We start from the raw sequence: 23,143 nt of genomic DNA, 5'->3' as shown, positions 1-23,143 counted from the left end.
GGCGGCTTCCACGGCGGCGTTCAGCGCCAGGATGTTGGTCTGGAAGGCGATGCCGTCGATGACGCTGATGATCTCGGCGATCTTCTTCGAGGAGGCTTCGATGGCCGACATGGTGGTGACCACCTGGCCGACCACCTCGCCGCCCTGCGAGGCAACGCCATGGGCGCCAATGGCGAGCTGGTTGGCCTGGCGGGCGTGTTCGGCGTTCTGGCGCACGGTGGAGGTCAGTTCCTCCATCGACGCAGCGGTCTCTTCCAGGTTGGCGGCCTGCTGCTCGGTGCGGCGCGACAGGTCGCTGTTGCCGGAGGCGATTTCGCCGGCGGCCAGGGTGATGCTGGAGGCGCTGGCCTGGATCTGGCCGACGATCTGGGTCAGCTGCGCGACGGTGGTGTTGGCATCGTCACGCATGCGCGCGAACACGCCGTTGAACTGGCCTTCCATGCGCGCGGTCAGGTCGCCTGCGGCAATGGACTGCAGCAACTGCGAGAGCTGGCCGAGGTTGCCGTCGGCCACCTGCATCATGGTGTTGAGATGCTCGATCATCAGCCTGAAATCATGCTGGAAGCGCTGGGCGTCACCGCGCTGGCTGAAGTCGCCTGCGGCCGCTGCGGCGGCCAGCTGCTGGATCTGGGTGTTGATCGCCAGCAGGCTGGCCTTGGCCGCATCCATCGATTCATGCAGGATGGCGCGGCTGCCCGGCAGGCGGCGTGCATCCGGGGCGAGATTGCCGATGGCGTACTGGTTGAGCACGTCGATGGCATCGCGGATCGCATCGAGGTGTTCGAAGATCACGGTGTTGATGCCGGCGGCCAGCTGGCCATAGACGCCCGGGAAGTCTTCCGGAATGCGGTGGCCGATGTCCGGGCCGGCATGCATCTGCGCCATCAGCTGGGTCTGCTCGGAGAAGCGCCGCAGCGTGGCGGTCATTTCGGCGGTGGCGGCCAGCATCTTGCCGGCTTCGTCCTTGCTGGTGGCCTGGGTGCTGACGCTCAGGTCGCCGCGGGCGACCGCCTGGATGGCATGCACGGCCTTGCCCAGCGGACCGGTGACGGCACGCGAGATGACCGTGGCCAATGCGGCGGCCACCAGCGAAAGCAGCACGATGCAGCTGACGATGGCGATCATGCTGGTACGGTGGGTGGCGTTGGCATCGGCGATCTTGCCGTCCATCAGGCCGGCGATGTGGGCGCCGAGGGTCTTCATCGCGGCAAACAGATCGCGGCGTGCCGGTCGTGACTGCTCGTCGGAGATCTGCTGGGCGAGGGCACCGTCACCGGCGGCTACGGCTTCACGCATGGCCTTGTTGGCGGCGAAGTAGCGATCCAGCTGCGCGCTGGCGGCACGATACAGCTCACGTTCCTTGGCCAGTGCCGGCAGCGCTGAGTACGCGGCCAGTTCCTCATGCACGGTCCTGGCGGTGTCGTCCATGCGCTTGTTGTAATCGGCCACCTTGTCGGGCTGGTCGAGCATGCTCAACAAGGCCAGTTCGTAGGTGCGGAACTCGCCCAGCTGCGAGCGCGCCTCGCCCAGGTGCTGGACCGACGGAATATCGTTGCCGGCCATCTCGCCGAGCTGCTTGTTGGCTTCACTCAGGCGCAGCAGGGCGAAGGCGCCGAGGACGAGGGTCATCAGCGTGGTGAGCGTGAACCCCACGGCCAGCTTGCGGGCGATGGGCAGATCTTGGAACCACTTCATGCAGGGTGCTCCAGGTGGGCAGGGTGCCGGCGGCGGTGCGCCGGCTGGGGGGGGGGGCATCGCGAACGGTGGTGCCGGTGGGGGTTCGGTGACGGCCGTCATTGCGGAATAACGGCGCGGTTTGAACGGACTTTATGGACGCAGATCACATTCGGTTGCGTAGGGATGACGGCGCGAAAGTGCGGCAGTGGCGGGGCTTTCGCTTGAATGATGTGGTTGCGCGCGAAACCAACGCGGCGACGGAGTTCACGGAATGCGCGGCGCCATCAGTCGGGGTCAGTTCCCTTTCCTGCGGAATGGGAGCTGACCCCATCGCCGCCGCCATCGCCGGAGCGCGCGCAAACAAAAACCGCCGCCCCGAAAGGGCGGCGGTTCTGTACAGCCTGCAAGCAGGATCAGGCGGCCTGCGGCATCCGCAGCGAGCGCACCAGGCCGCCGATGTCGACGATCAGGGCGACGCGGCCATCGCCGAGGATGGTGGCACCGGAGACCCCGCCGATGCGGCGGTAGTTGTTCTCGATGTTCTTCACCACCACCTGCTGCTGGCCCACCAGTTCGTCCACTTCCAGCGCAATCTTCTGGCCATCGCCTTCGACCACCACCACCAGCGATTCGCTGTTGGCACGGCGGCTGCCATAGCCGTAGTACTCGGTCAGCGACAGGATCGGCAGGTACTCGCCGCGTACGCGCAGCACGCGGCCTTCGCCGGCCATGCTGCGGATGTCTTCGGGCTGCGGTTGCAGCGCCTCCAGCACATAGGCCAACGGCAGGATCAGGGTTTCACCGGCCACGGCCACGGTCATGCCATCGAGGATGGCCAGGGTCAGTGGCAGGCGGATCAGCGTGCGGGTGCCAGCGCCGAGGCTGCTTTCGATCTGCACCTCGCCGCCCAGCGCCTGGATGTTGCGGCGGACCACGTCCATGCCGACGCCGCGCCCGGACAGATCGGTGACCGCATCGGCGGTGGAGAAGCCGGGTTGGAAGATCAGGTCCCAGACCTGCGAATCGGTGGGATTGTCCGGTACCGCCAGGCCGCGTTCATGCGCCTTGGCCAGGATCTTGCTGCGATCCAGGCCGCGGCCGTCGTCGCTGACCTCGATCACGATGTGGCCGCCCTGATGCGACGCGGCCAGAGTGATGGTGCCGGTTTCGTCCTTGCCCGCGCCGCGGCGCACGTCCGGCATTTCCAGGCCGTGGTCGATCGAATTGCGCACCAGGTGCACCAGCGGATCGGCAATCTTCTCGATCAGGCCCTTGTCGAGCTCGGTGCCTTCGCCGACGGTGCGCAGGCGCACCTGCTTGCCGAGGCGGCTGGACAGATCGCGGACCAGGCGCGGGAAGCGCCGGAACACGGCTTCAACCGGCAGCATGCGCACGCCGATGACCGCTTCCTGCAGGTCGCGGGTATTGCGCTCGAGCTGGTCCAGGCCGGCGAACAGGCTCTCGGCGTGGACCGGATCCAGGGCATGCGAGACCTGCTTGAGCATGGCCTGGGTGATGACCAGTTCGCCGACCAGGTTGATCAGCGCATCGACCTTGTCGACGCTTACACGGATCGAGGTCTCCGCTTCCTGGCTGGCGCCGGCGGCCGGGCTGGCTGGGGCGGCCGGAGCGGCGGCGGAGGCGGTGGAAGGGGCAATCTGTGTTGCTGCCGGGGCCTGGGTGGCCAGGCTTGGCGGCGCGGCCGGACGGATGTCCAGTTCGCAGTCGTCCAGCACCCAGGCAAAGGTGTCTTCGATCTTGCTGCGCGGCACCTTGCCGACCAGACCCAGGTCCCAGGCCAGGTGCGCTTCAAGCGGGTCGAGCTGGGCGAAGCCCGGCAGGCGCTCCATGCGCGCGGCCACCTGCAGCGAACCGAGGTGTTCCAGTTCGCGGATGATGCGCAGCGGGTCGTTGCCGCTCATGAACAGCGAAGGTGCCGGGGTGAAGCCGATCTGCCAGGCTTCCGGCGTGTCGTCGACCTTGGCCGCTGCCGGCGCGGGGGCGCTTGCCGCGGCCTGACCGGACAGCACCGCTTCCAGGCGTGCCTTCACCGCAGCCACTGCGGCAGGGTCGGCGGCCTGGCCATGCTCGGCCTCGCGCAGCAGCGCGCGCAGCACGTCCACCGAGGACAGCATGGCGTCGACGGCATGGCCCTCCAGCGCACGCTTGCCGGCGCGCAGCTCATCGAGCAGCGTTTCCAGTACGTGGGTCAGGCTGGCGATGGCGTCGAAGCCGAAGGTGCCGGCGCCGCCCTTGATCGAGTGGGCGGCGCGGAACACCGAATTGATGATCTCCGCGTCCTGCTGCCCCGATTCCAGGGCCAGCAGGCCAGCCTCCATCGCGTCGAGGCCTTCGCGGCTCTCCTCGAAGAAGGTGGCGTGGAAGCGTTGCAGGTCCATGCTCATGGCAGTGGTGGTCCGGAAGCGAAGAGGGGAAGCGGCGGCGGGCGATCAGCCCAGCACTTTCTGCACGGTGGCGACCAGCTGTTCGGGATTGAACGGCTTGACCAGCCAGCCGGTGGCACCGGCGGCCTTGCCTTCGGACTTCTTGTCGGCGGCCGATTCGGTGGTCAGCATCAGCAGCGGGGTGAACTTGTAGTCCGGCAGCTGGCGCAGTTCGCGGATCAGCGCGATGCCGTCCATGTTGGGCATGTTGACGTCGGTGACCACCGCGTTGAAGCGTTGGCCCTTGGCGCGACCGAGCGCGACCGCGCCGTCTTCGGCTTCTTCGACGGCAAAACCGGCCGAGGTGAGGGCGAAGGAAACCATCTGGCGCATCGACGCCGAATCGTCCACCACCAAGATACGTGCGCTCATGCAGCGTTCTCCACAGATTTCAGGTTGTCATGGGGTACGTCCAGGCCCAGGGCCTGGGTGACGCCCAGCAGGCGCGCGGCGTCACGGAAGGTTGCAGTGCAACCGTGGAAGCCGGTGCCCAGGCCTGCCTCGCGGCGGGCCTGCACGAATGCACACAGCACCTGCACCGCGGCCGTGTGGATGCGGGCGACCTGGCTGGCATCCAGGGTCAGCTCGCCTGCCTGCGCCACCAGCGGGGCGAGGCGGTTCTTGAGCTCGGTGCTGCTCTCGATGCCGAGATCCTCACCCAGTTCGACAGTGCTCATCGTTGCTCCGGACAAACGGTTCCGTGATCCATAACGGCACCCCGGCAGGGTTCTTTAGAGGAATCGACGCGGAGCGTCGATGCGGCTGATGGTGGGCAGATCGCAGGGGCGTTTGCGACTTAACCCCCTCCGTCCCCTTTTGGGGGCTCAGCTCAGCAGCCGGGTGGCGTCGAGCAGGATCATCGGCCGCTGGCTGACGCGTGCCACGCCGCGGAACAGGTCGTTGGAGATCTGGCAGATGCGCGCGGTATCCGGCGGTTCGATCTGCGAATCGGTGAGGTTGGCGACGTCTTCCACCGCCGACACGCGCAGGCCGATGGTCTCGCCGTCTTCTTCCAGCACCACGATCCGGGTCTGCGCGTCGTCTTCGGCGGCGGCGGCACCAAGGTGCAGGCCGAGGTCCATCACCGGTACCACCTGGCCGCGCAGGTTCATGATGCCGAGCATCGCCGGTGCGGTGCCACGCAGGGGCAGCAAGGGCACCGGCAACACCACTTCCTGCACCTTCAGCAGTTCCAGTGCGTAGGCCTGGGTGCCGCAGCGCAGGCGCAGCCAGCGCGAGGTGCGTTCGGCGGCACGGCGGTTCTGCGGATGCGGGCTGCTGGCGGGCTGGTGGGCCTGGGCCTGCAACTCCTGCCAGCTGCCCGGGCGGTTGCCGCTGGGGGCGTCCAGTGCCACGCGCGGGGGCGGGGCGACGGCGGCGCGTGCGGACGGTGCAGCTGCGGGGCGGGGAGTGGGCGCCGGCGCGGCGATCACCGCGGGTGGGGGCGGGGCGACGTCCTCGCCACCGGCGGCAGCCTCGAAGGCGGCCTGCAGGCCGGGGCTGTCGGTGTGGGCAAGACGATGACTGTCGGCCGCATCGGTCTCGTAGATCACTTCGTCGGGCAGGTCATCCCAGGTAGGCTCGGGGCCGGTCGTTACGGCGGCTGCGGGTGCTGGCGCGGTTTCGTGGATGACTTCGTCGGGCAGGTCATCCCAGGTGGGCTCGCGTTCCGGAGAGGCGGCGCTTGGCGGGGAAGGCGGGGCCCCCGCCGGTGCAGCGGCAGCCTCGAAAGCGGCCTCCAGCAGGGCGTCGTCCGCGCTCGGGCCCGCAACGACAGCGTCCGTTTCGTAGATCACTTCGGCCGGCAGATCGTCCCAGGTCGGCTCGCGCTCTGCATCGATCACGCTGACGGGCGCGGACGCGGCCTGGAAGGCGGCTTCCAGCGCGGTGTTGTCCACGGCAGGGGCCGCGGTGACGGTCTCGGTCTCATAGATCACTTCGGCCGGCAGATCGTCCCAGGTCGGCTCGCGTTCCGGTGCCGCCGCGTCCGCCGGGCGTGGCCCGGCGCTACCGGGAGGTGGCACGGCAGCCGGCGCCGCAACAATCGCTTCGCCCAGCAGTTCGTCCAGATAGTCGTCCAGTACGCCGGTGCTGTTCATGCCGCCTGCTCCAGCGCGCGCGCGTCCTCACCCAGAATCCAGTTCAGTGCACGCCGGTAGGCCGCAAGACCGCGCCCCGGATAGTCCTCACCGATGCTCGGCAGGGTCAGGCCGGCGGCGTTGCTGATGCGGGTGTCGATCGGAATAGCGTCTTCCCACACGCGTGCACCGTGGCGATCCTGCATGGTGCGCAGCGATTCGTTGCCGGCGCGCGTGCGGCGGTCGAACAGGGTCGGCAGGATCGAAATCGGCAGCGGGCGCCGGCGCGAACGCTCGACCATCTCACCGGTGCGGACCATGCCATCCAGTCCGTGCAGGGCCAGCGGCTCGGCCTGGGTGGGGATGATCAGGCGGTCGGCCGCGGCCAGCGCATTGATCATCAGCAGGCCGAGGGTCGGCGCGCAGTCCAGCAGGATGTAGTCGTGCTGGCCCTGGTGGCGCGCCAGCGCGTTCTGCAGCGCCAGGCCGAGCCCGGGCTGGTTGGCGCTGCGGCGCTCCAGCGTGGCCAGCGCGGACTGTGCGCAGACGTAGTCCAGGCCGTGGATGTTGCTGGCGTGGCACAGGCCGGAAAGATCGGCCGGCGGCGTGCCGAACAGTTCAAGCACACCGGCCGGCGGCGGATCCACCGGCACGCCGAAGGCGCGGCTGAGCGACGCATGCGGATCGAGGTCGATCAGCAGCACGCGATGGCCGAGTGCGGCCAGGCCGCGGCCGAGGGCGAGGGTGGTGGTGGTCTTGCCGACTCCGCCCTTCTGGTTGGCGACTGCCCAGATGCGCATCGGATTACTCCTTCATTGCCGGGGGAACGGCGGCGCCGACGCGGCTGCCAGCCGGCACCGGTGGCAACGTCACCGGCGCGAGGGGGGAAGTGGGGGCGGTAGCCGGCGTTGCGGCGGCTTGTTCGGGGGTGGCCCTGTCAACGGCACCGGTGGCGGCGTTCAGACGTTGGCCGAGCGGGTCCACCGAATGGCTGGTGTCGGCCAGGATGATGACCATCACCCGGCGATTGCGGTTGCGGCCCTGCGCGCTGTCGTTCTCCTCGCGCGGGCGGAACTGGCCGTAGCCGACCATCGCCAGCCGCGACGGCTGTACGCCCTGGTCGGCGAACAGGTGCACCACGCTGGCCGCGCGCCCGGCCGACAGTTCCCAGTTGGACGGGAAGGTGGCGGTGGCGATCGGCACGTTGTCGGTGTGGCCTTCCACACGCACGCTGTTGGGTACATCGCGCAGCACGTCGGCCAGGCTGGCCAGGGTCTGCCGGGCGTGCACGTCCAGCGCCGCCGAGCCGGTGGGGAACAGGATGTCGCTGTTGATCTCCACTTCGATCCACAGCTCGGTACGGCGCACGCTGATCATGCCGCGGTCGATCAACGGTGCCAGCGCGGCGGTGAGGCGGTCGGCGATGCTGTTGAGCTGGCGCTCGGCGCGTGCGATCTGTTCCTGGTTGTGCACCGACACCGGCATGCGCATCTGCGAGGCCATCGACGGCAGCAGCGTCGGATCATGCGAGGGTGCCGGCGCCGAAGGGCCGATCTTGGTGCCGGACTTGATCACCGACGGGCTGTCCCAGCCGCCACCCTGCACCTGCTTGTTGCCGACCTGCACCGGATTGATGGTGCGCGGCGCACCGCCGAAGGCGTCGGTGAGCGCGTCGGCCATGATCCGGTACTTGCCCTCGTTGACCGAGGAGATCGCGTACATGACCACGAAGAAGGCGAGCAGCAGCGTCATCAGGTCGGCATAGGGGATCGCCCATGCTTCGTGGTTGGCGTGCTCTTCGTGGTGCTTGCGGCGGGCCATGTCAGTGCAGGAAGCCGGAGAGGTTGGTTTCGATGTTGCGCGGGTTCTCGCCCTGGGCGATCGAGATCAGGCCTTCGATGACCATTTCGCGGTCGCGCGTGTTGTGCGAGATCACACTCTTGAGCTTGGCGGCGATCGGCAGGAACAGCAGGTTGGCCGAGGCGATGCCATAGATGGTGGCGGTGAACGCGGCGGCGATGCCATGGCCGAGCTTGCTCGGGTCGGCCAGGTTCTTCATCACTGCGATCAGGCCGAGCACGGCGCCGATGATGCCGAGGGTGGGTGCGTAGATGCCCATCGCCTCGAATACCTTGGCGCCGGCCTGGTCCTGGTGCTCCTGGCTGCCCAGTTCGATTTCCAGCATGTGCCGCATCGATTCGGGCTCCACGCCGTCCACCAGCAGCTGCAGCCCCTTGCGCAGGAACGGGTCCTGCTGTGCTTCCACCTGCGATTCCAGGCCCAGCAGGCCCTGGCGACGGGCGATGTTGCTCCATTCCACGATCTGGCGGATCAGCTCGTGGCGATCGCTGTTCGGCGGGCGCACGACCCAGCGCACGATCTTGAAGGCGTGCTTGAACACGGCCGGTGAGGTGTGCAGCAGGATCGCCGCGACGGTGCCGACGATGACAATCACAAAGGCCGCAGGCGACCACAACGATGCCAGCCCGGCGCCCTTGAGGATGCTGCCACCGACCAGCGAGGCCAGGGCGAGAAAGAGTCCAATGAGGCTGAGTCTATCCATGGATCCGGTATCGGCTTGTGTGAATGGGACTTGAGACACCGGGCGTTCGTGTACAGACGGTAGTCACAGTTTCTGGGGGCGCCGGGCGGGGCCCGGCGGGGGTCATCGCAGGCCGTCCACGTCCAGGATCAGCGCCATGCGACCATCGCCGATCAAGGTTGCACCGGCATAACCGCGCAGGCCGCGCAGGGCTTTGGGCAGCGGCTTGATGACCACTTCCTCGCGCCCGCGCACCTGGTCCACGACCAGCCCGAAGCGTGCCTCGCCGGCCTGCAGCACCACAATGGTCAGCAGGGTGGAGGCGGCCGGCGTCACATCCAGCCACTGGCGCAGATCGACCAGCGGCAGGGTGTGCGAGCGGCGGTCGAGCACGGCACGGCCATCGAACCAGCCCAGCGAGGTGCGCGGCGCGTGCAGCACTTCCATCACGCGCGCCAGCGGCAGCGCGTAGACGTCCTCGCCGGCCTGCACCAGCAGCGTCGGCAGGATCGCCAGGGTCAGCGGTACGCGGATCAGGAAGCGGCTGCCACGGCCCAGCTCCGACTGGATCTGGATCTGGCCGCTGAGTTCGCGGATACGGGACTGCACCACGTCCATGCCGACGCCGCGGCCGGAGATGTCGGTCACCTGCTGCTTGGTCGAGAAGCCGGGCAGGAACACCAGGTGCAGGCATTCCTCGCTGCTCAGGCGGGCGGCGGCTTCCGGATCGATCAGGCCCTTCTCGCGTGCCTTGGCGCGCAGCTTTTCCGGGTCGATGCCGGCGCCATCGTCCTGCACCTCGATGCTGACGTAGTCACCTTCCTGCTGCGCCGACAGGCGCACATGGCCCATCCGCGGCTTGCCCTGCGCTTCGCGCAGTTCGGGCATTTCCACGCCATGGTCGATGGCATTGCGGACCAGGTGAACCAGCGGGTCGGCCAGGGCTTCGACCAGGTTGCGGTCGAGCTCGGTCTCGGCGCCGATCAGTTCCAGATCCACTTCCTTCTTCAGCGAGCGGGCGACATCGCGGGCGACCTTGGGGAAGCGCGAGAACACCTTGCCGACCGGCTGCATGCGGGTGCGCATCACCGCCGACTGCAGTCGCGCGGTGGCGATGTCCAGGGTGGATACGGCGCGGTCCAGCTCTTCATCGCGCAGGCGTGCGCGCAGCGTCTTCAGGCGGTTGCGTGACAGCACCAGCTCGCCGATCAGGTTGACGATCGCATCCAGGCGCTTGGTATCCACGCGCACGGTGTGCTCGGCTTCGGCCAGCGGCTTGGCGGCCGGCTTGGCTGCCGGGGTGGCGGCCGCCGGGCGCGGCGCAGGCGTCGCAGCGACCGGCGTGGCGGCGACCGGCTTGCTGCCGGGCGCGGCGCCACCGTGCAGCTGGTCGAGCAGGGCTTCGAACTCGTCTTCGCTGATCAGGCCGTCGTCGGCCTTCTTCGCCGGCGCGACCGCGGTCGGCGCGTTGCCGCCGTGCAGCTGGTCGAGCAGGGCCTCGAATTCGTCTTCGGTGATCAGGTCGCCGCCGGCAGCGGCGGGTGCGGCGGCGGTCGGGGCTGCGGTACCGCCACCGTGCATGTCGAACTGTGCGATCAGCTCCGGCGGCGCATAACCCGGCTCGGTGCCCGAGGACACCGCGTCGAGCATCGACTGCAGGTAATCCAGCGACTGCTGGGCCGCGTCGAAGTGATGGGCCTGCAGCACGGCCTGGCCGGCGCGCGCGATGCCGAGGGCTTCTTCGGCGGCGTGGCACAACTCGACCATGGCGGTGACGCCGAGGAAGCCGGCGCCGCCCTTGAGCGTGTGGTAGCCGCGGAACACCGCGTTGAGCTGCTCGCTGTCCTGCGGCGCCTGCTCCAGCGACACCAGCTGTTCGCCCAGGCGGTCCAGGATTTCCTGTGCCTCGATGATGAAATCGGCAGTGATGTCGTCGGATACCGCGCTCATGCTTACAGCCCCAGATCCGACAACAGGTCGTCGGCGTCGTTCTGCGAGACCGCGTGGCGGTCCAGTCCCTTCAGTGCCGGCCCGGCCAGTTCCGGGTCGGTGCGATGCTGTTCCGGCGGCAGGCCGAGCGCGCCGAAGCCTTCGTGCACGCGGCGCACGATGCCGACCACGCGACGGATGATCTGCCCGGTCAGGTCCTGGTAGCTCTGGGTCAGGGCGATCTCGGTGAGGTTGTGGCGGATGCGCTCTAGCTGCGCGTCCTGGCCCGGCTGCAGGCCTTCGGCGCGCAGTTGCTCGGTCAGGCTGCGGCATTCCTCGGCCAGGTCCAGGGTGCGGTGGGTGGCCTGTTCGGTCATCGCCACCACGTGGTCCAGGCGCGCGCAGGCGTCGTCCAGTTCACCGGCATCGCTGGGCACGGTCGGCAGTTCACCCAGCGCCTGGCCGAGTTCGCGGGCCAGCCGCGAAAGACCGCTCATCATCGGCTGCGTGCGCAGCGCGACCAGTCCGTCGATGCGCTGCCGCCAGGCGGCCTCGTCACCGGACTCCAGCGCGTCCAGGGCTTCCTGCAGGCGCAGGGCAAGGGCGTTCTTGTCGACCGTGGTATCCATCAGGCGCTGGCCGCCAGGCGTTCGAAGATCTTGCCCAGCTTTTCTTCCAGGGTCTGCGCGGTGAACGGCTTGATGATGTAGCCGTTGACGCCGCTCTGGGCGGCTTCGATGATCTGCTCGCGCTTGGCTTCGGCGGTCACCATCAACACCGGCAGGGTCTTCAGCTTGGCATCGGCGCGGATCGCCTTGAGCAGCTCGATGCCGGTCATCACCGGCATGTTCCAGTCGGTGACCACGAAATCGAACGGCTGGCTCTGCAGCAGCGACAGCGCGGCATGCCCGTCCTCGGCTTCGGCGGTGTTGGTGAAGCCCAGATCGCCCAGCAGGTTCTTGACGATGCGACGCATGGTCGAGAAGTCGTCGACGATCAGGATGCGCATGTTCTTGTTCAAAGCAGAGTTCCTTTGTTGTTCATTCCGGGCGGCCGGGGGCAGACGCCTCGGGGATGTTCATTCTTCAAGGCCGGCGTCGACCGCCTCGAAAATCTTCAGTCGGCCACGCAGGCGCAGCACCGCCTGGCCGTGGATCTGGCAGACCCGCGACTCGCTCACGCCGAGCACCGCACCGATCTCCTTCAGGTTCAGCTCCTGCTCGTAGTAGAGCGAGAGCACCAGCTGTTCGCGCTCGGGCAGGTGGCCGATGGCCTTGCCCAGCTCGCGGCCGAACTCGCCGCGCTCCAGCACCTGCTGCGGGGTCGGGCCGCCCTGGGCGACGGTATCCAGTTCGCCCTGGTCCTCGATACGCGATTCCAGGCTCAGCACCTGGCCGCGCGCGGCGTCTTCCATCAGCCGCAGGTATTCGGGCAGCGGCATGTCCATCGCGGCGGCCACTTCGGTGGCGCTGGCGGCACGGCCACTGCTCTGTTCCAGGCGGCGGATGGTGGCAGCAGCATCGCGTGCACGGCGGTGCACCGAACGCGGCACCCAATCGCCACGACGGATCTCGTCGATCATCGAACCGCGGATGCGGATCGACGCGTAGGTCTCGAACGAGGCGCCCTGGTCGGCGTCGTAGCTGCGCGAGGCCTCGATCAGGCCCATCATGCCGGCCTGGATCAGGTCGTCGACTTCGACGCTGGCCGGCAGGCGTGCGGCCAGGTGGTGGGCGATGCGCCGCACCAGGTCCGAATGCTGGGCGATGACCTCGTTGGCCGCCGAGCGCTGGACCTCCCGGTACTGGGCTGCGCCTTTCATGCGGCCACCCCGCGCTGCTTGAGGATGCGTTCGAGGAAGAACTCGACGCCGCCACGCGGTTCGGTCGGCGCCTGCCAGCGCGCGGTGCGCCGTGCGATCTCGGTGATCGCCAGTGCAGCCGGGCTGGATGGGTAGGCCTTGACCACCGGCTGCTGGCGCTGCACCGACAGGCGCAACCAGTCATCCTGCGGCACGCAGCCCAGGTAATTCAATGAGACATCGGCCAGGAACTTCTCGCAGACGCGGGTCAGCTTTTCGTACAGCACGCGGCCTTCGTTGGGGTCGCGCACCATGTTGGCCACCACCTGGATGCGGTCCACCCCACGCTCGCGCGAGAGCACCTTGATCAGCGCGTAGGCGTCGGTGATCGAGGCCGGTTCGTCGCAGACCACCACCACGGTGTCCTGTGCGGCCTGGCAGAAGGTCAGCACGCCATCGGTGATGCCGGCGGCGGTGTCCACCACCATGATGTCCAGCTCGCGCTCCAGTTCGGAGAACACGTTGACCAGGCCGACGTGCTCGGCCGGGGCCAGTTCGGCCATGTGCCGGCGGCCGGACGCGGCCGGGACCACCAGCACGCCGTTCGGGCCTTCGACGATGACGTCATCCAGCGAGCAGCGGCCGGCGACCAGGTCGGCCAGCGTGAAGGTGGGGTTCAACCCCAGGATCACGTCGATGTTGGCCAGGCCCAGGTCCGCATCCAGCAGCAGCGTGCGCTTGCCCATGCCGGCCAGCGCCACGGCCAGGTTGGCCGACACGTTGGTCTTGCCCACGCCGCCCTTGCCGCCGGTCACGGCAATGGTGCGCACAGGGCCGAGCGGCTCGCTGCGGGTGGCCGACAGCGGGAAGGTCTTGGTCAGCTTGGCGTACTCACGCGACGGCATGGTTCAACTCCGGGTTGCAGGGCATATCGGCCGCTCGGCGCAAATCTTCAAGGCGAAGTACGAGATTGGCCGCACTGGCCCGGTGCAGGTCCTCCGGTACGTCCTGGCCGTCAGTCACCCAGGTGATCGGCAGGCTGTGATCCACGGCCACCGACAGCGCGTTGCCGAAACGGCCGGTCTCGTCCAGCTTGCTCAGCACCAGCCCCTGCAGGTTGGCCGCGCCAAAGCGGCGGACCACCTCGTCCATGTCGCCGAAACTGGTGTTGGCCGGCAGCACCAGCAGGGTGCGCACCTGGCGGGCGGCGCGCAGCCACTGCAGCTGGGCGGCCAGTGCGCGGTCACGCGGGCCCAGGCCGGCTGTGTCGATCAGCACCAGCTTGTAGTCCTTCAGGCGTTCCAGCAGCTGGTCCAGGTCGGTACCGCTGTTGGCCTCGTGCACGGCGATGCCGAGCTGGCGGCCGTAGCCGTACAGCTGTTCGCGGGCGCCGATGCGGGTGGTGTCGGTGGTCACCAGGGCAACGTCACGCGGGGCGTGCTTCTCGGCGAAGCGCGAGGCCAGCTTGGCGATGGTGGTGGTCTTGCCGGCGCCGGTCGGGCCGACCAGCGCGATCACACCGCCTTCTTCCAGCGGGTCGACCGGGGCGATCGGCAGCTTGCGCGAGATCAGCCCCAGCATCAGGCCGCGGCCGCGGTGGGCTTCGGTCTCCAGTGGGATCTGCATGGCCACGTCGCGGGCCAGGCCAGCGTCGAAGCCGTACTCATCCATCAGGTCCAGGGCGGTGGCACGCACCGGGCAGCCGCGCAGGCGCTCGTCGGTGAAGCGGTTCATCTCGCGCTCGATCACCTGGCGCATGCCGGCCACTTCCTGGCGCAGCTGGCGGATCTCGGCGTCGTCCTGGGCCACCACGGTCAGCGCCGGGGCCGGCGCCAGCATCGGCGCCGGGCTGGCGTCGTCGTCGGCGTCCACCGGTGCCGGTTCGCTGACGGTCGATTCGGCCGGCGCCTCGGCCACGGCGGCAGTCGGCAGCGGCGGCGGCTGCACTGCCGGGGCGGGGCTTTCGTGATGCGTTTCGTGCGGCGGGTCGATCTGGAAGCGGGCGCGGTTGGGTGCTGCTACGGCCACCGCTGCCGGCGCGACGATGGGCTCGGCGAACGGGGCGAAGATCTGTTCCGGCAGCGTCGGTTCGTTGACGGCGGCGCGCGCCAGGGTGGCGGCGAAGCCGGTGCTGCCACGGGTCGGCACGATCTCGTCGGCGCTGTCCAGGGTGCGGCCGGTGGCACCGACCGCGGCGCGGGCCAGGGCCGCCACCGCCGAGGTGGTGGCGGCGACCGGTTCCGGTGCCGGGGTGCTGCTGCGGCGGCGGGTGACGGCGGCAATCACCGCATCGGCGGCGGTGCGCGGCTTCGGTGCCGGCGGCGGCGCCACGTCACGGCGCGAGGCTTCCAGTGCACGCTGCACGGCGCTCTCATCGTAGTTGGCGGCGGCCACGATCTCGATGCCTTCCTCGATCCGGCGGTTGGACAGGATCACGGCGTCGGGGCCGTGCTCCTTGCGCACCAGGTTCATGGCCGAGCGCATGTCGGCGGCGACGAATCGTTTGATTTTCATGCTGTGGTCACGGGACGAAGACGGCGGGGTGGCGTTCGGGGAACTCGGGTGGTCGGTGGTCTGCACGGTGCGGGTTCCCCTTGGTATCTGTCTGTTGCGTTGGTTCGGAAGTGGTGTCTGTTTTCTGGCGCATCGGCGGGCGGCGTCAGCTGATCGTTCCGACCAGCTTCAGGCGCTTGTCCTCCGGCACCTCGCTGTAGGCCAGGACCGACAGCGACGGAACGCTGTGGCGGACCAGGCGCGCCAGCGCGGCGCGCACCGGGCCGGGTACCAGCACGACCGCGGGCTCGTTGCGGGCTTCCTGCTTGCTGACACAGTCGGCCAGGCTCTGGTGCAGTCGCTCGGCGAGTCCGGGTTCCAGCGCGGCGCCGTTGCCCTGCGTGGACTCCTGCAAGACACGTTCCAATTGCGGGTTGAGGGTGAACACCGGCAGCTCCGCCGACATTCCGGCGATCTCCTGCACGATGAAGCGGCCCAGCGCGGTGCGCACCGCGGCGGTCAGCACGGCCGGGTCCTGGCTGCCGGGGGCATGTTCGACCAGCGATTCGGCGATCTTGCGCAGCTGGCGGATCGGGATGCGCTCGACCAGCAGGTTCTGCAGCACGCGTACCACGGCCGACAGCGGCAACGCCTTGGGCGTCAGATCTTCGACGAGCTTGGGCGCACTCTTGGCCAGGTTGGCCAGCAGGTGCTGCACTTCTTCGTGGCCGAGCAGTTCCGGGGCGTGCTCGCGGATCAGGTGCGAAAGATGGGTGGCCACCACGGTGGCCGGGTCGACCACGGTGTAGCCCAGCGTTTCGGCCTGGGCGCGCTGGTGCGGCTGGATCCAGGTGGCATCCAGGCCGAACGCGGGGTCCTTGCCGGCGATGCCTTCCAGCGTACCCAGGGCGCTGCCCGGGTCCAGCGCCAGTTCGCGGTCCGGATGGATCTCGGCGGTGGCCACCGGCACGCCGTGCACCAGCACGCGATAGCCGTTGGCCGGCAGTTCCAGGTTGTCGCGGATGTGCACCGACGGAATCAGGAAGCCGACATCCTGGGTCAGCTTGCGGCGCACGCCCTTGATGCGCGCCATCAGTTCGCCGCCCTGGTTGCTGTCCACCAGCGGAATCAGACGGTAGCCCACCTCCAGCCCCAGCGGATCGACCGGGCGCAGCTCGTCCCAGCTCAATTCCGCCGTCGGTGCCGCTGCGGCCGGACGGCCCAGCGCGTTCAGCGCGGCGCCATCGCCTGCGCCGGCAGCGGCGTCGGAGACCGGCTGCTTCTCCTTGCGGTACAGCTTCCAGGCAATGAACCCGAGGATCGCCGCCAGCGTCAGGAAAGCGACGTTGGGCATGCCCGGCACCAGGCCGACCAGGCCGACGATGCCGGCGGTGATCGCCAGCGCGCGGTACTGGCCGAACACCTGGCCGGTCATGGCCTGGGCCATGTCCTGAGAGCGCGAGGCACGGGTCACCAGCATTGCCACGGCGCTGGACACCAGCAGCGCCGGCAGCTGCGCCACCAGCCCGTCACCGATGGACAGCAGGGTGTAGGTGGCGGCCGCTTCGCCGAACGGCATGCCATGCTGCAGCACGCCCACGGCCAGGCCGCCGAGCATGTTGATGAACAGGATCAGGATGCCGGCGATGGCATCGCCGCGGATGAACTTGCTGGCACCGTCCATCGCGCCGTAGAAGTCGGCTTCCTCGCGTACTTCCTCGCGGCGCAGCTTGGCTTCTTCACGGGTCAGCAGGCCGGCGTTGAGGTCAGCGTCGATGGCCATCTGCTTGCCGGGCATGGCGTCGAGGATGAAGCGCGCGGTCACTTCCGAGACGCGGCCGGCCCCCTTGGTGATGACCACGAAGTTGATGATGGTCAGGATCGCGAACACCACGATGCCGACCGCGTAGTTGCCGCCGATCACGAATTCGCCGAACGAGGCGATGACCTTGCCGGCCGCCTCGTGGCCGTTCTGGCCGTTGAGCAGGATCACGCGGGTGGAGGCCACGTTCAGCGCCAGCCGCAGCATGGTGGTGATCAGCAGCACGATCGGGAAGATGGTGAAATCCAGCGGGCGCTTCACGTAGACCACCGCCAGCAGCACCATCAACGAGATGGCGATGTTGAAGGTGAACAATGCATCGAGCACCGGCGCCGCCAGCGGCACCACCACCATGGCCAGCAGGGCCAGCACGATCAGCGGCGCGCCAAGGCCCTGGCGGATCATTTCCAGGGCGCGGCGGGTGTTGAAACCGGTCGAGGGCTGGGCGCTCACGGGCGGCCTCCCTTGCCGAATTCATCCACCTGGATGTGCGGGGCGTCCGGCATCGGGCCAGTGCGCCAGGTGCGCAGCTGGTAGACGTAGGACAGGACCTGGGCGACGGCCGAATACAGTCTCACGGGGATTTCCTTTCCGAGTTGGCCTTCCCGATACAAGGCGCGTGCCAAAGGCGGGGCGGAGACGATGGCGACCTTGTTGCCGTCGGCCACTTCGCGGATGCGCAGGGCGGTCTCGTCCACGCCCAGCGCCACCACGGTGGGGGCGTTCATCGCGCCACCTTCGTACTTCAGCGCCACCGCGTAGTGGGTGGGGTTGACCACCACCACGTCGGCGGTGGGTACCGCTTCCATCATCCGGCGGTTGGCCATCTGCTGCTGCAGCTGGCGGATGCGCCCCTTCACCTCGGGGCTGCCCTCGCTTTCCTTCATTTCCCGGCGCAGTTCCTCGCGGGTCATCTTCAGCTTGCGCATCCAGTTCCAGCGCTGGTACGGCGCATCGATGGCGGCCAGCACCAGCATCGCGCCGGCGGTGGCCAGCAGCAGGCGCAGGGTGAAGCCCAGGCCATCGGTGATGGCGGTCTCCAGCGGGTGGTGGATCAGCCCGCGCAGGGTGTCAAAGCCGGTCCAGACCACCAGCCCGGCGGCCACGCCAACGAAGGCCACGCGCAGCAGCGACTTGGTGAATTCGGCGATGGCCTCCGGGCCATACAGCCGCTTGAGCCCGCTCATCGGGTTCAGGCGGTTGATGTCGGGCAGCAACGCCTTCTGCGACCAGCGCAGGCCGCCCATCACCAGCGGTGCGACGAAGCTGGCCAGCAGGCAGACCAGCACCAGCGGCGCGATCACCAGCAGGAACTGCAGCAGCAGGTCGCCGAAGTGGCCGAACAGTTCCTTCGGGTTCTGCCGCAGGCTCTGTTCCGGGCTGAGCGCCTGCTTCATCCAGGCCGTGGCGCCACGCCCGATCGAGCCGCTCATGGCCATCACCGCCAGCACGCCGGCACCGAACACGGCGGCCGTGCCCAGTTCCCGCGAGCGTGGCAGGTTGCCCTGTTCACGGGCATCGCGCAGGCGTTTTTCGGTCGGTTGCTCGGTCTTTTCGCCGGCGGATTCGTTCTCGGACATCACGGGTACTACGGCAGGAGATGCCGGGGTACGTGCAAGAACCGTTCCGTGATGGTGGGTCGCTCATCCACCCATGGCGTGGATCTACAGGAGGGTGTTGCAGGGAGCGTTCCGTGACGGCGGGCGGCGGCACGGCTGGCACCGGGCCATGCCCGGCGCAATCATCCATCCGGCGTTGCCGGCCGCAACGGAATCGACACCACGCTGTGGCTGTGCCAGTCCACGCGCAGCGGCTGGCCCGCATCGGCGGCCGATTCATCGCTGACATCGCGGCCGGTGCCGTGATTCACCTGATGCATGGCGTCTTTCAGTACGTCCACCTTGACCAACAGGCGGCTGCCCGCGGCCAGGCGGCGCGCGACCATGCGCGTGCGGTCGAAGGGCAGGTGGGTCCACTGCCCGGGGGGCAGCAGCTGGCGTGTGGTCGGGTCACGTACGTGGCTGGCCCGGCCCATGTAGTAGGACAGCTGCACGCGGCGGCCATCGGCCATCAGTTCGTACAGGGTGACGGTGAAATCGAAGTCGCGTTTATTGATCCGCACCTTCAGGTCGCCGGAGAAACTGCCCACCAGATCCATCGGGCCGGTAACGGGATCGGTGACAAAGGACAGCGCCGTATCCCTTTCGTCCTGAGCTTCGATGATCGGGAACGGGTAGTAGCCATGCCGCATTTCATCGCGGTCGGCCAGGTCCACGGTCTGCCCCAGCTGGCCTGGGGCTGGCGGCTGTTCCTGCAGGCGGTGGTAGCCATCGACCGAAGCGGGCGCGGCCGAGAGGAAGTAGCGGTGGTGAACACCTGCGGCGGCGTCCAGTGTTGCCGCATGCCCCCAGCGGTTGGCGCCCATCAGCTGGTAGTTCACGCGGTCGGGCACCAGCGCCGGGCGCGGGGCGCCGCGCAGCACATGGTCCAGCCACTGGAAGGTCAGTGCAGGCGTGTCGAACTGCGCGACGGCATCCAGGTCGTATCCGCGCAGTTGCATCGGTTTGATCGCCGACTGCGCACCGCGATGGTCATAGGGGCCGATCAGCAGGGCATGCTCGGCATCGGGGCGGTGCCGCAGGTGGTCCTTGAAGTACTGCAGTGCCGAGATCTGGCCATCGTCGTAGTAGCCGGTGATGGTCAGCACCGGGATGCGGATGTCGTCGAACTGGTCGCCATAGGGAACCATCGACTGCCAGTAGGCGTCGTAGGCCGGGTGATCGAGCCAGCGCTGAAGCCAGGGATTGGGCGTGCCATCGACCTGGTCGATCTGCCGGTAGGGGCGGCCGGAGGCATACCAGCGGCGCGGCAGCTGCGACCAGCGCTCGTTCTGGTTGTAGGTGTCGTTGTCCAGCATCGGGCCATTGGCCACGTAGAAGGCCCAGCCATAGTTGGCACTGAGAAACACGTTGTTCTCCATCGGCAGGCCCTGGCCGGGGATGGCGGCAACGTAGGGCACGATGGTCTTCAGTGCGGGGTGGTGATGGCGGGCCGCGGCCCAGGCGGTGAAGCCCTCGTAGCTGCCGCCGTACATGGCCACGCGGCCGTCGCTCCATGGCTGGCGGCTGGTCCAGTCGATCGCCGCGTTGGCATCGTCGCCATCGTGCTCGTAGGGGGCGATGCTGCCGCTGCCCTGGCCCTTGCCGCGCGCGTCGACCACGATGCCGGCGTAGCCGTGGGCAGCGGCCAGCAGCATCTTCAGCCGGTTCTTGGCCGGATCGGTGTAGATGGTGAAGAGCATGGCCGCCGGCAGGGGGGCCTGCGCGGCCCTGGGCCGGGCCAGCTGCGCCGACAGCACGACGCCATCGCCGGCGGGGATGCGCAACGCATCGTCGATGAGGAAGCGGCGTTGTTCTTCGGCCGCGACCAGTGGTGGGGCCAAGGCGGCGGCCAGGGTCTGTGCACGCAGCAGTGCACGCAGTCGCAACAATTCCAGGGCGACGCCCTGGGGCAGGGCGGTGGTGCCGGCCTGCGCGGCGATGGCCTGCGCCAGCTGCGCCTGCGCGGTGGCAGGTTCCACCGCGAGCGCGGTTTCCGCCTGCACGGCGGCGACGTCGCCGAGGTCGGCAAAGGTGTTGTGGAAGGCACGCGCATACCCCGCTGCGTCCTGCTCACCGGCCGTGGCGAGCAGCAGCATCGGTACCCAGCGCTGCGCCGCCGCGCTGTCGCCGGCGCTTGCCAGGCCGGCGCGTTCCTGCTGGATCAATGGCCGTGCTTCGGTGGCCCGGCCCAGCGCCAGCAGCGCGTGGCTGCGCTGCGCATTGGTCAGGGAGGCAGATTCCAGCAGCTCAGTGCCCAGTGTTCGCAGGGCTGCGTCGGTCTGCACGGGGGATGCATCGGCTGGCAATGACCAGGGCAGATCAGCGGCGGCGGCGTGGCCAACAGCGAGGGCCAGCAACAGGCCGGCAAGGGGGGTGCGTAGGGCCACGGACGCTTCCTTGGAGGGTGGTGGAACGGCGCATCCACGCAGGGCTTGGATCTACCGCGGATCGATACCCGATGGTAGCGCCGGGCCATGCCCGGCGGGAGCCGAGCGCAGGCTCGGCGCTACAAGGGAGCGTTGTCGCCAGGGGGTGGGTTCTGCGCCAGCTCCACCCGTGGCCGCGGCAGGTCGTGCAGCTGCATGAAGCGCGCGGCATCGACCGGGCGGCCGAGCAGGTAGCCCTGCAGGTAGTCGCAGCCCAGCCGCTCCAGGTAGGCGCGCTGGGCGGCGGTTTCCACGCCTTCAGCCACGATGTCCATGTCCAGTGCGTGGCCCAGCGCCACGATCGCCGAGACGATCACCACGTCTTCGGCGCTGTGTTCCAGGTCGCGCACGAAGGCGTGGTCGATCTTGATCTCGGTGGCCGGCAGCCGCTTCAGGTACAGCAGGCTGGAATAGCCGGTCCCGAAATCATCGATGGAAATGCCCACGCCCAGAGCCGACAGCGCCTGCAGCAGGCGCAGGCTGGTATCGGTATCGCGCATCACCGTGCTTTCGGTGATTTCCAGCACCAGATGGCGCGGGATGATCTGGTAGCGCTCGATCACTTCGCGCACGTCCTGCAGCAGATGCGGCGAGCTGAACTGCACCGGCGACAGGTTCACCGACATCGACCAGCCGTCATGGCCGGCGTCATGCCAGTGGCGCAGCTGCTGGCAGGCCTGGTCCAGCGCCCAGCGGCCGATCTCGTTGATCGCACCGCTGCGCTCGGCCAGGCGGATGAAGCGGTCCGGTGGAATCAGGCCGTGCTCGGGGTGACGCCAGCGGATCAGGGCTTCGGCACCGGCCACCTTCTGCGTGGCCACGCGGATCTTGGGCTGGTAGTGGAGGAACAGCTGCTCGCTGCCGATCGCGCGGCGCAGGTCGGCCAGCAGGCGGAACTGCTGCTCGGCGCTGTCGTTCATCCAGTCGGCGAACAGCACGAAGGCATTGCGTCCGGATTCCTTGGCCTGGTACATCGCCGCATCGGCGAAGGCCATCAGCTGGCGTTCGCTTGCGGCATGGTCCGGGCAGATCGCCACGCCGATGCTGGCGGTGACCTGCAGTTCGTTGTCCGGCAGCAGTGGACCGCCGCCGACCGCCTGCAGGATGCGTCGGGCCAGGGTCGGCAGGTCTTCATCGTGTTCGATTCGCACCACCATCACGAACTCGTCGCCGCCCAGCCGCGCCAGCAGGTCATGCGGGCGCAACAGCTGGCGGGTGCGCTCGGCCACGGCCACCAGCAGCGCGTCGCCGGCCTGGTGGCCATAGGCATCATTGACCTGTTTGAAGCCGTCCAGGTCCATGAACATCACCGCGAAGCGGCTGCCGCCCTGTTCGGCTTCGGCCAATGCCTGCACGATGCGCCGCTGCAACAGCAGGCGGTTGGGCAGGCGGGTCAACGGGTCGTGCAGGGCGGCCTGGGTCAGTTCCTGCTGCGCATCGGTCAGCGAGGTGCTCAACATTGAATTGCGCAGGCGCAGCAGCTGCGCTTCCACGCGCTGGTCCAGCCAGGACACCACCAGCACCACGGCCAGGATGGCCACGGTCAGCACCACCACCAGCATCGCCAGCCAATCGTTCTGCAGGCCGTCACCCACCGCCGCGCCGCAGATGCTGCCTTCGGGGAAGCGCGCGGCCGCCATGCCGGTGTAATGCATGCCAACGATGGCCAGGCCGAGCATGCCCGCCGCCGCCAGCCGGTCTCCAACCCGGGTGCGCTGCGCGCGCAGGCGGAACGCCACATACAACGCGGTCCAGGAAGCGGCCACCGCCACCAGCAGCGAGAACAGCAGCCAGCCGGGGTCGTAGTCGATGCCCGGCTGCATGCGCATGGCGGCCATGCCGACGTAGTGCATGCCGGCGATGCCAGTGCCCATCAGCAGTGCGCCGCCAGCCAGGCGTGGATGCGGCAGCGTGCGCAGAGACACCAGCCACAGTGCGAATACCGAGGAGGCAATGGCCAGGGTGAGCGAGAGCAGGGTGATCGGCAGGTCGTAGCCCAGCGGTATGGGCAGATCGAAGGCGAGCATGCCGATGAAATGCATCGACCAGATGCCCAGGCCCATTGCGAAGCCCCCTCCCAGCCGCCACCACCATGCCGCGCCCTTGCCGGGGGCGGTGACGGTGCGCCCGGCCATGGCCAGCGCGGTATAGGAAGCCATCACGGCAACCAGCAGTGAGGTCGCCACCAGCCATGGGTTGTACGTGCCTACCAGCATTCGTCAGTCTCCCGGACCTGCCTGTCGACGGAAACTACGGTGGGGCATGCGTGAGGCAGGCCGTCGCGCAGGCGCGCCGGCCAGGTGCGGTGTCCCCCCTGGACACCGCGTATT

18 protein-coding genes are annotated in these 23,143 nt (G+C 68.4%); all 18 read right to left on the bottom strand.

Features of this window, described 5'->3' with window-relative positions:
- A partial coding sequence (locus tag AC5YGJ_RS05100) for a HAMP domain-containing methyl-accepting chemotaxis protein (RefSeq protein WP_496185937.1) occupies positions 1 to 1,695 on the bottom strand: 1,695 nt, incomplete at its 3' end.
- A 395-nt stretch (positions 1,696 to 2,090) separates the two neighbouring features.
- A complete protein-coding gene (locus AC5YGJ_RS05095; RefSeq protein ID WP_496185936.1) occupies positions 2,091 to 4,082 on the bottom strand; it encodes a chemotaxis protein CheA in 1,992 nt (663 codons plus the stop codon).
- 45 nt (positions 4,083 to 4,127) lie between these two features.
- Complete coding sequence (locus AC5YGJ_RS05090) at positions 4,128 to 4,493, bottom strand: response regulator (protein ID WP_005409521.1); 366 nt, start codon at positions 4,491 to 4,493, stop codon at positions 4,128 to 4,130.
- A complete protein-coding gene (locus AC5YGJ_RS05085; RefSeq protein ID WP_057496420.1) occupies positions 4,490 to 4,798 on the bottom strand; it encodes an STAS domain-containing protein in 309 nt (102 codons plus the stop codon). Before AC5YGJ_RS05085 ends, AC5YGJ_RS05090 begins: the two co-directional genes overlap by 4 nt.
- 147 nt (positions 4,799 to 4,945) lie before the next feature.
- Positions 4,946 to 6,220, bottom strand: a complete 1,275-nt coding sequence (locus tag AC5YGJ_RS05080; RefSeq protein WP_496185935.1) for a chemotaxis protein CheW — start codon at positions 6,218 to 6,220, stop codon at positions 4,946 to 4,948.
- Positions 6,217 to 6,999, bottom strand: a complete 783-nt coding sequence (locus AC5YGJ_RS05075) for a ParA family protein (protein ID WP_107230436.1) — start codon at positions 6,997 to 6,999, stop codon at positions 6,217 to 6,219. Before AC5YGJ_RS05075 ends, AC5YGJ_RS05080 begins: the two co-directional genes overlap by 4 nt.
- A gap of 4 nt (positions 7,000 to 7,003) precedes the next feature.
- Positions 7,004 to 8,020, bottom strand: a complete 1,017-nt coding sequence (gene motD / locus AC5YGJ_RS05070) for a flagellar motor protein MotD (protein WP_107230437.1) — start codon at positions 8,018 to 8,020, stop codon at positions 7,004 to 7,006.
- A gap of 1 nt (position 8,021) precedes the next feature.
- Complete coding sequence (locus AC5YGJ_RS05065; RefSeq protein ID WP_107230438.1) at positions 8,022 to 8,762, bottom strand: flagellar motor protein; 741 nt, start codon at positions 8,760 to 8,762, stop codon at positions 8,022 to 8,024.
- A 102-nt stretch (positions 8,763 to 8,864) separates the two neighbouring features.
- Positions 8,865 to 10,691: a chemotaxis protein CheA gene (locus AC5YGJ_RS05060; RefSeq protein WP_249844086.1), complete on the bottom strand. Its 1,827-nt coding sequence runs from the start codon at positions 10,689 to 10,691 to the stop codon at positions 8,865 to 8,867.
- Between the two features lie 2 nt (positions 10,692 to 10,693).
- A complete protein-coding gene (locus AC5YGJ_RS05055; protein WP_107230440.1) occupies positions 10,694 to 11,299 on the bottom strand; it encodes a protein phosphatase CheZ in 606 nt (201 codons plus the stop codon).
- A complete protein-coding gene (cheY, locus tag AC5YGJ_RS05050) occupies positions 11,299 to 11,691 on the bottom strand; it encodes a chemotaxis response regulator CheY (protein ID WP_006365466.1) in 393 nt (130 codons plus the stop codon). The genes AC5YGJ_RS05055 and cheY overlap by 1 nt, the downstream gene beginning before the upstream one ends.
- Positions 11,692 to 11,748: 57 nt before the next feature.
- A complete protein-coding gene (locus AC5YGJ_RS05045) occupies positions 11,749 to 12,492 on the bottom strand; it encodes an RNA polymerase sigma factor FliA (RefSeq protein ID WP_057496426.1) in 744 nt (247 codons plus the stop codon).
- On the bottom strand, positions 12,489 to 13,376 hold the full coding sequence (locus AC5YGJ_RS05040; protein ID WP_005409532.1) for a MinD/ParA family ATP-binding protein: 888 nt from the start codon (positions 13,374 to 13,376) through the stop codon (positions 12,489 to 12,491). The genes AC5YGJ_RS05045 and AC5YGJ_RS05040 overlap by 4 nt, the downstream gene beginning before the upstream one ends.
- Positions 13,363 to 14,985 carry a flagellar biosynthesis GTPase FlhF gene (gene flhF / locus AC5YGJ_RS05035; protein WP_496185934.1) on the bottom strand — a complete coding sequence of 541 codons (1,623 nt, stop codon included), beginning with the start codon at positions 14,983 to 14,985 and terminating at the stop codon, positions 13,363 to 13,365. The genes AC5YGJ_RS05040 and flhF overlap by 14 nt, the downstream gene beginning before the upstream one ends.
- Before the next feature lie 145 nt (positions 14,986 to 15,130).
- Complete coding sequence (gene flhA, locus AC5YGJ_RS05030; RefSeq protein ID WP_496185950.1) at positions 15,131 to 17,191, bottom strand: flagellar biosynthesis protein FlhA; 2,061 nt, start codon at positions 17,189 to 17,191, stop codon at positions 15,131 to 15,133.
- A gap of 44 nt (positions 17,192 to 17,235) precedes the next feature.
- Positions 17,236 to 18,366: a flagellar biosynthesis protein FlhB gene (gene flhB / locus AC5YGJ_RS05025; protein WP_107230443.1), complete on the bottom strand. Its 1,131-nt coding sequence runs from the start codon at positions 18,364 to 18,366 to the stop codon at positions 17,236 to 17,238.
- A gap of 161 nt (positions 18,367 to 18,527) precedes the next feature.
- Positions 18,528 to 20,774, bottom strand: coding sequence for a CocE/NonD family hydrolase (locus tag AC5YGJ_RS05020; protein WP_496185933.1), 2,247 nt, complete (start codon positions 20,772 to 20,774; stop codon positions 18,528 to 18,530).
- Positions 20,775 to 20,893: 119 nt separating this feature from the next.
- Positions 20,894 to 23,029: a putative bifunctional diguanylate cyclase/phosphodiesterase gene (locus tag AC5YGJ_RS05015; RefSeq protein ID WP_496185932.1), complete on the bottom strand. Its 2,136-nt coding sequence runs from the start codon at positions 23,027 to 23,029 to the stop codon at positions 20,894 to 20,896.
- Between the last annotated feature and the right edge of the window lie 114 nt (positions 23,030 to 23,143).

This window comes from Stenotrophomonas sp. CS3K5 (assembly GCF_059515225.1).
Note: the sequence above shows the minus strand (reverse complement) of the source record. Positions and strands in the feature narration are given on the sequence as shown.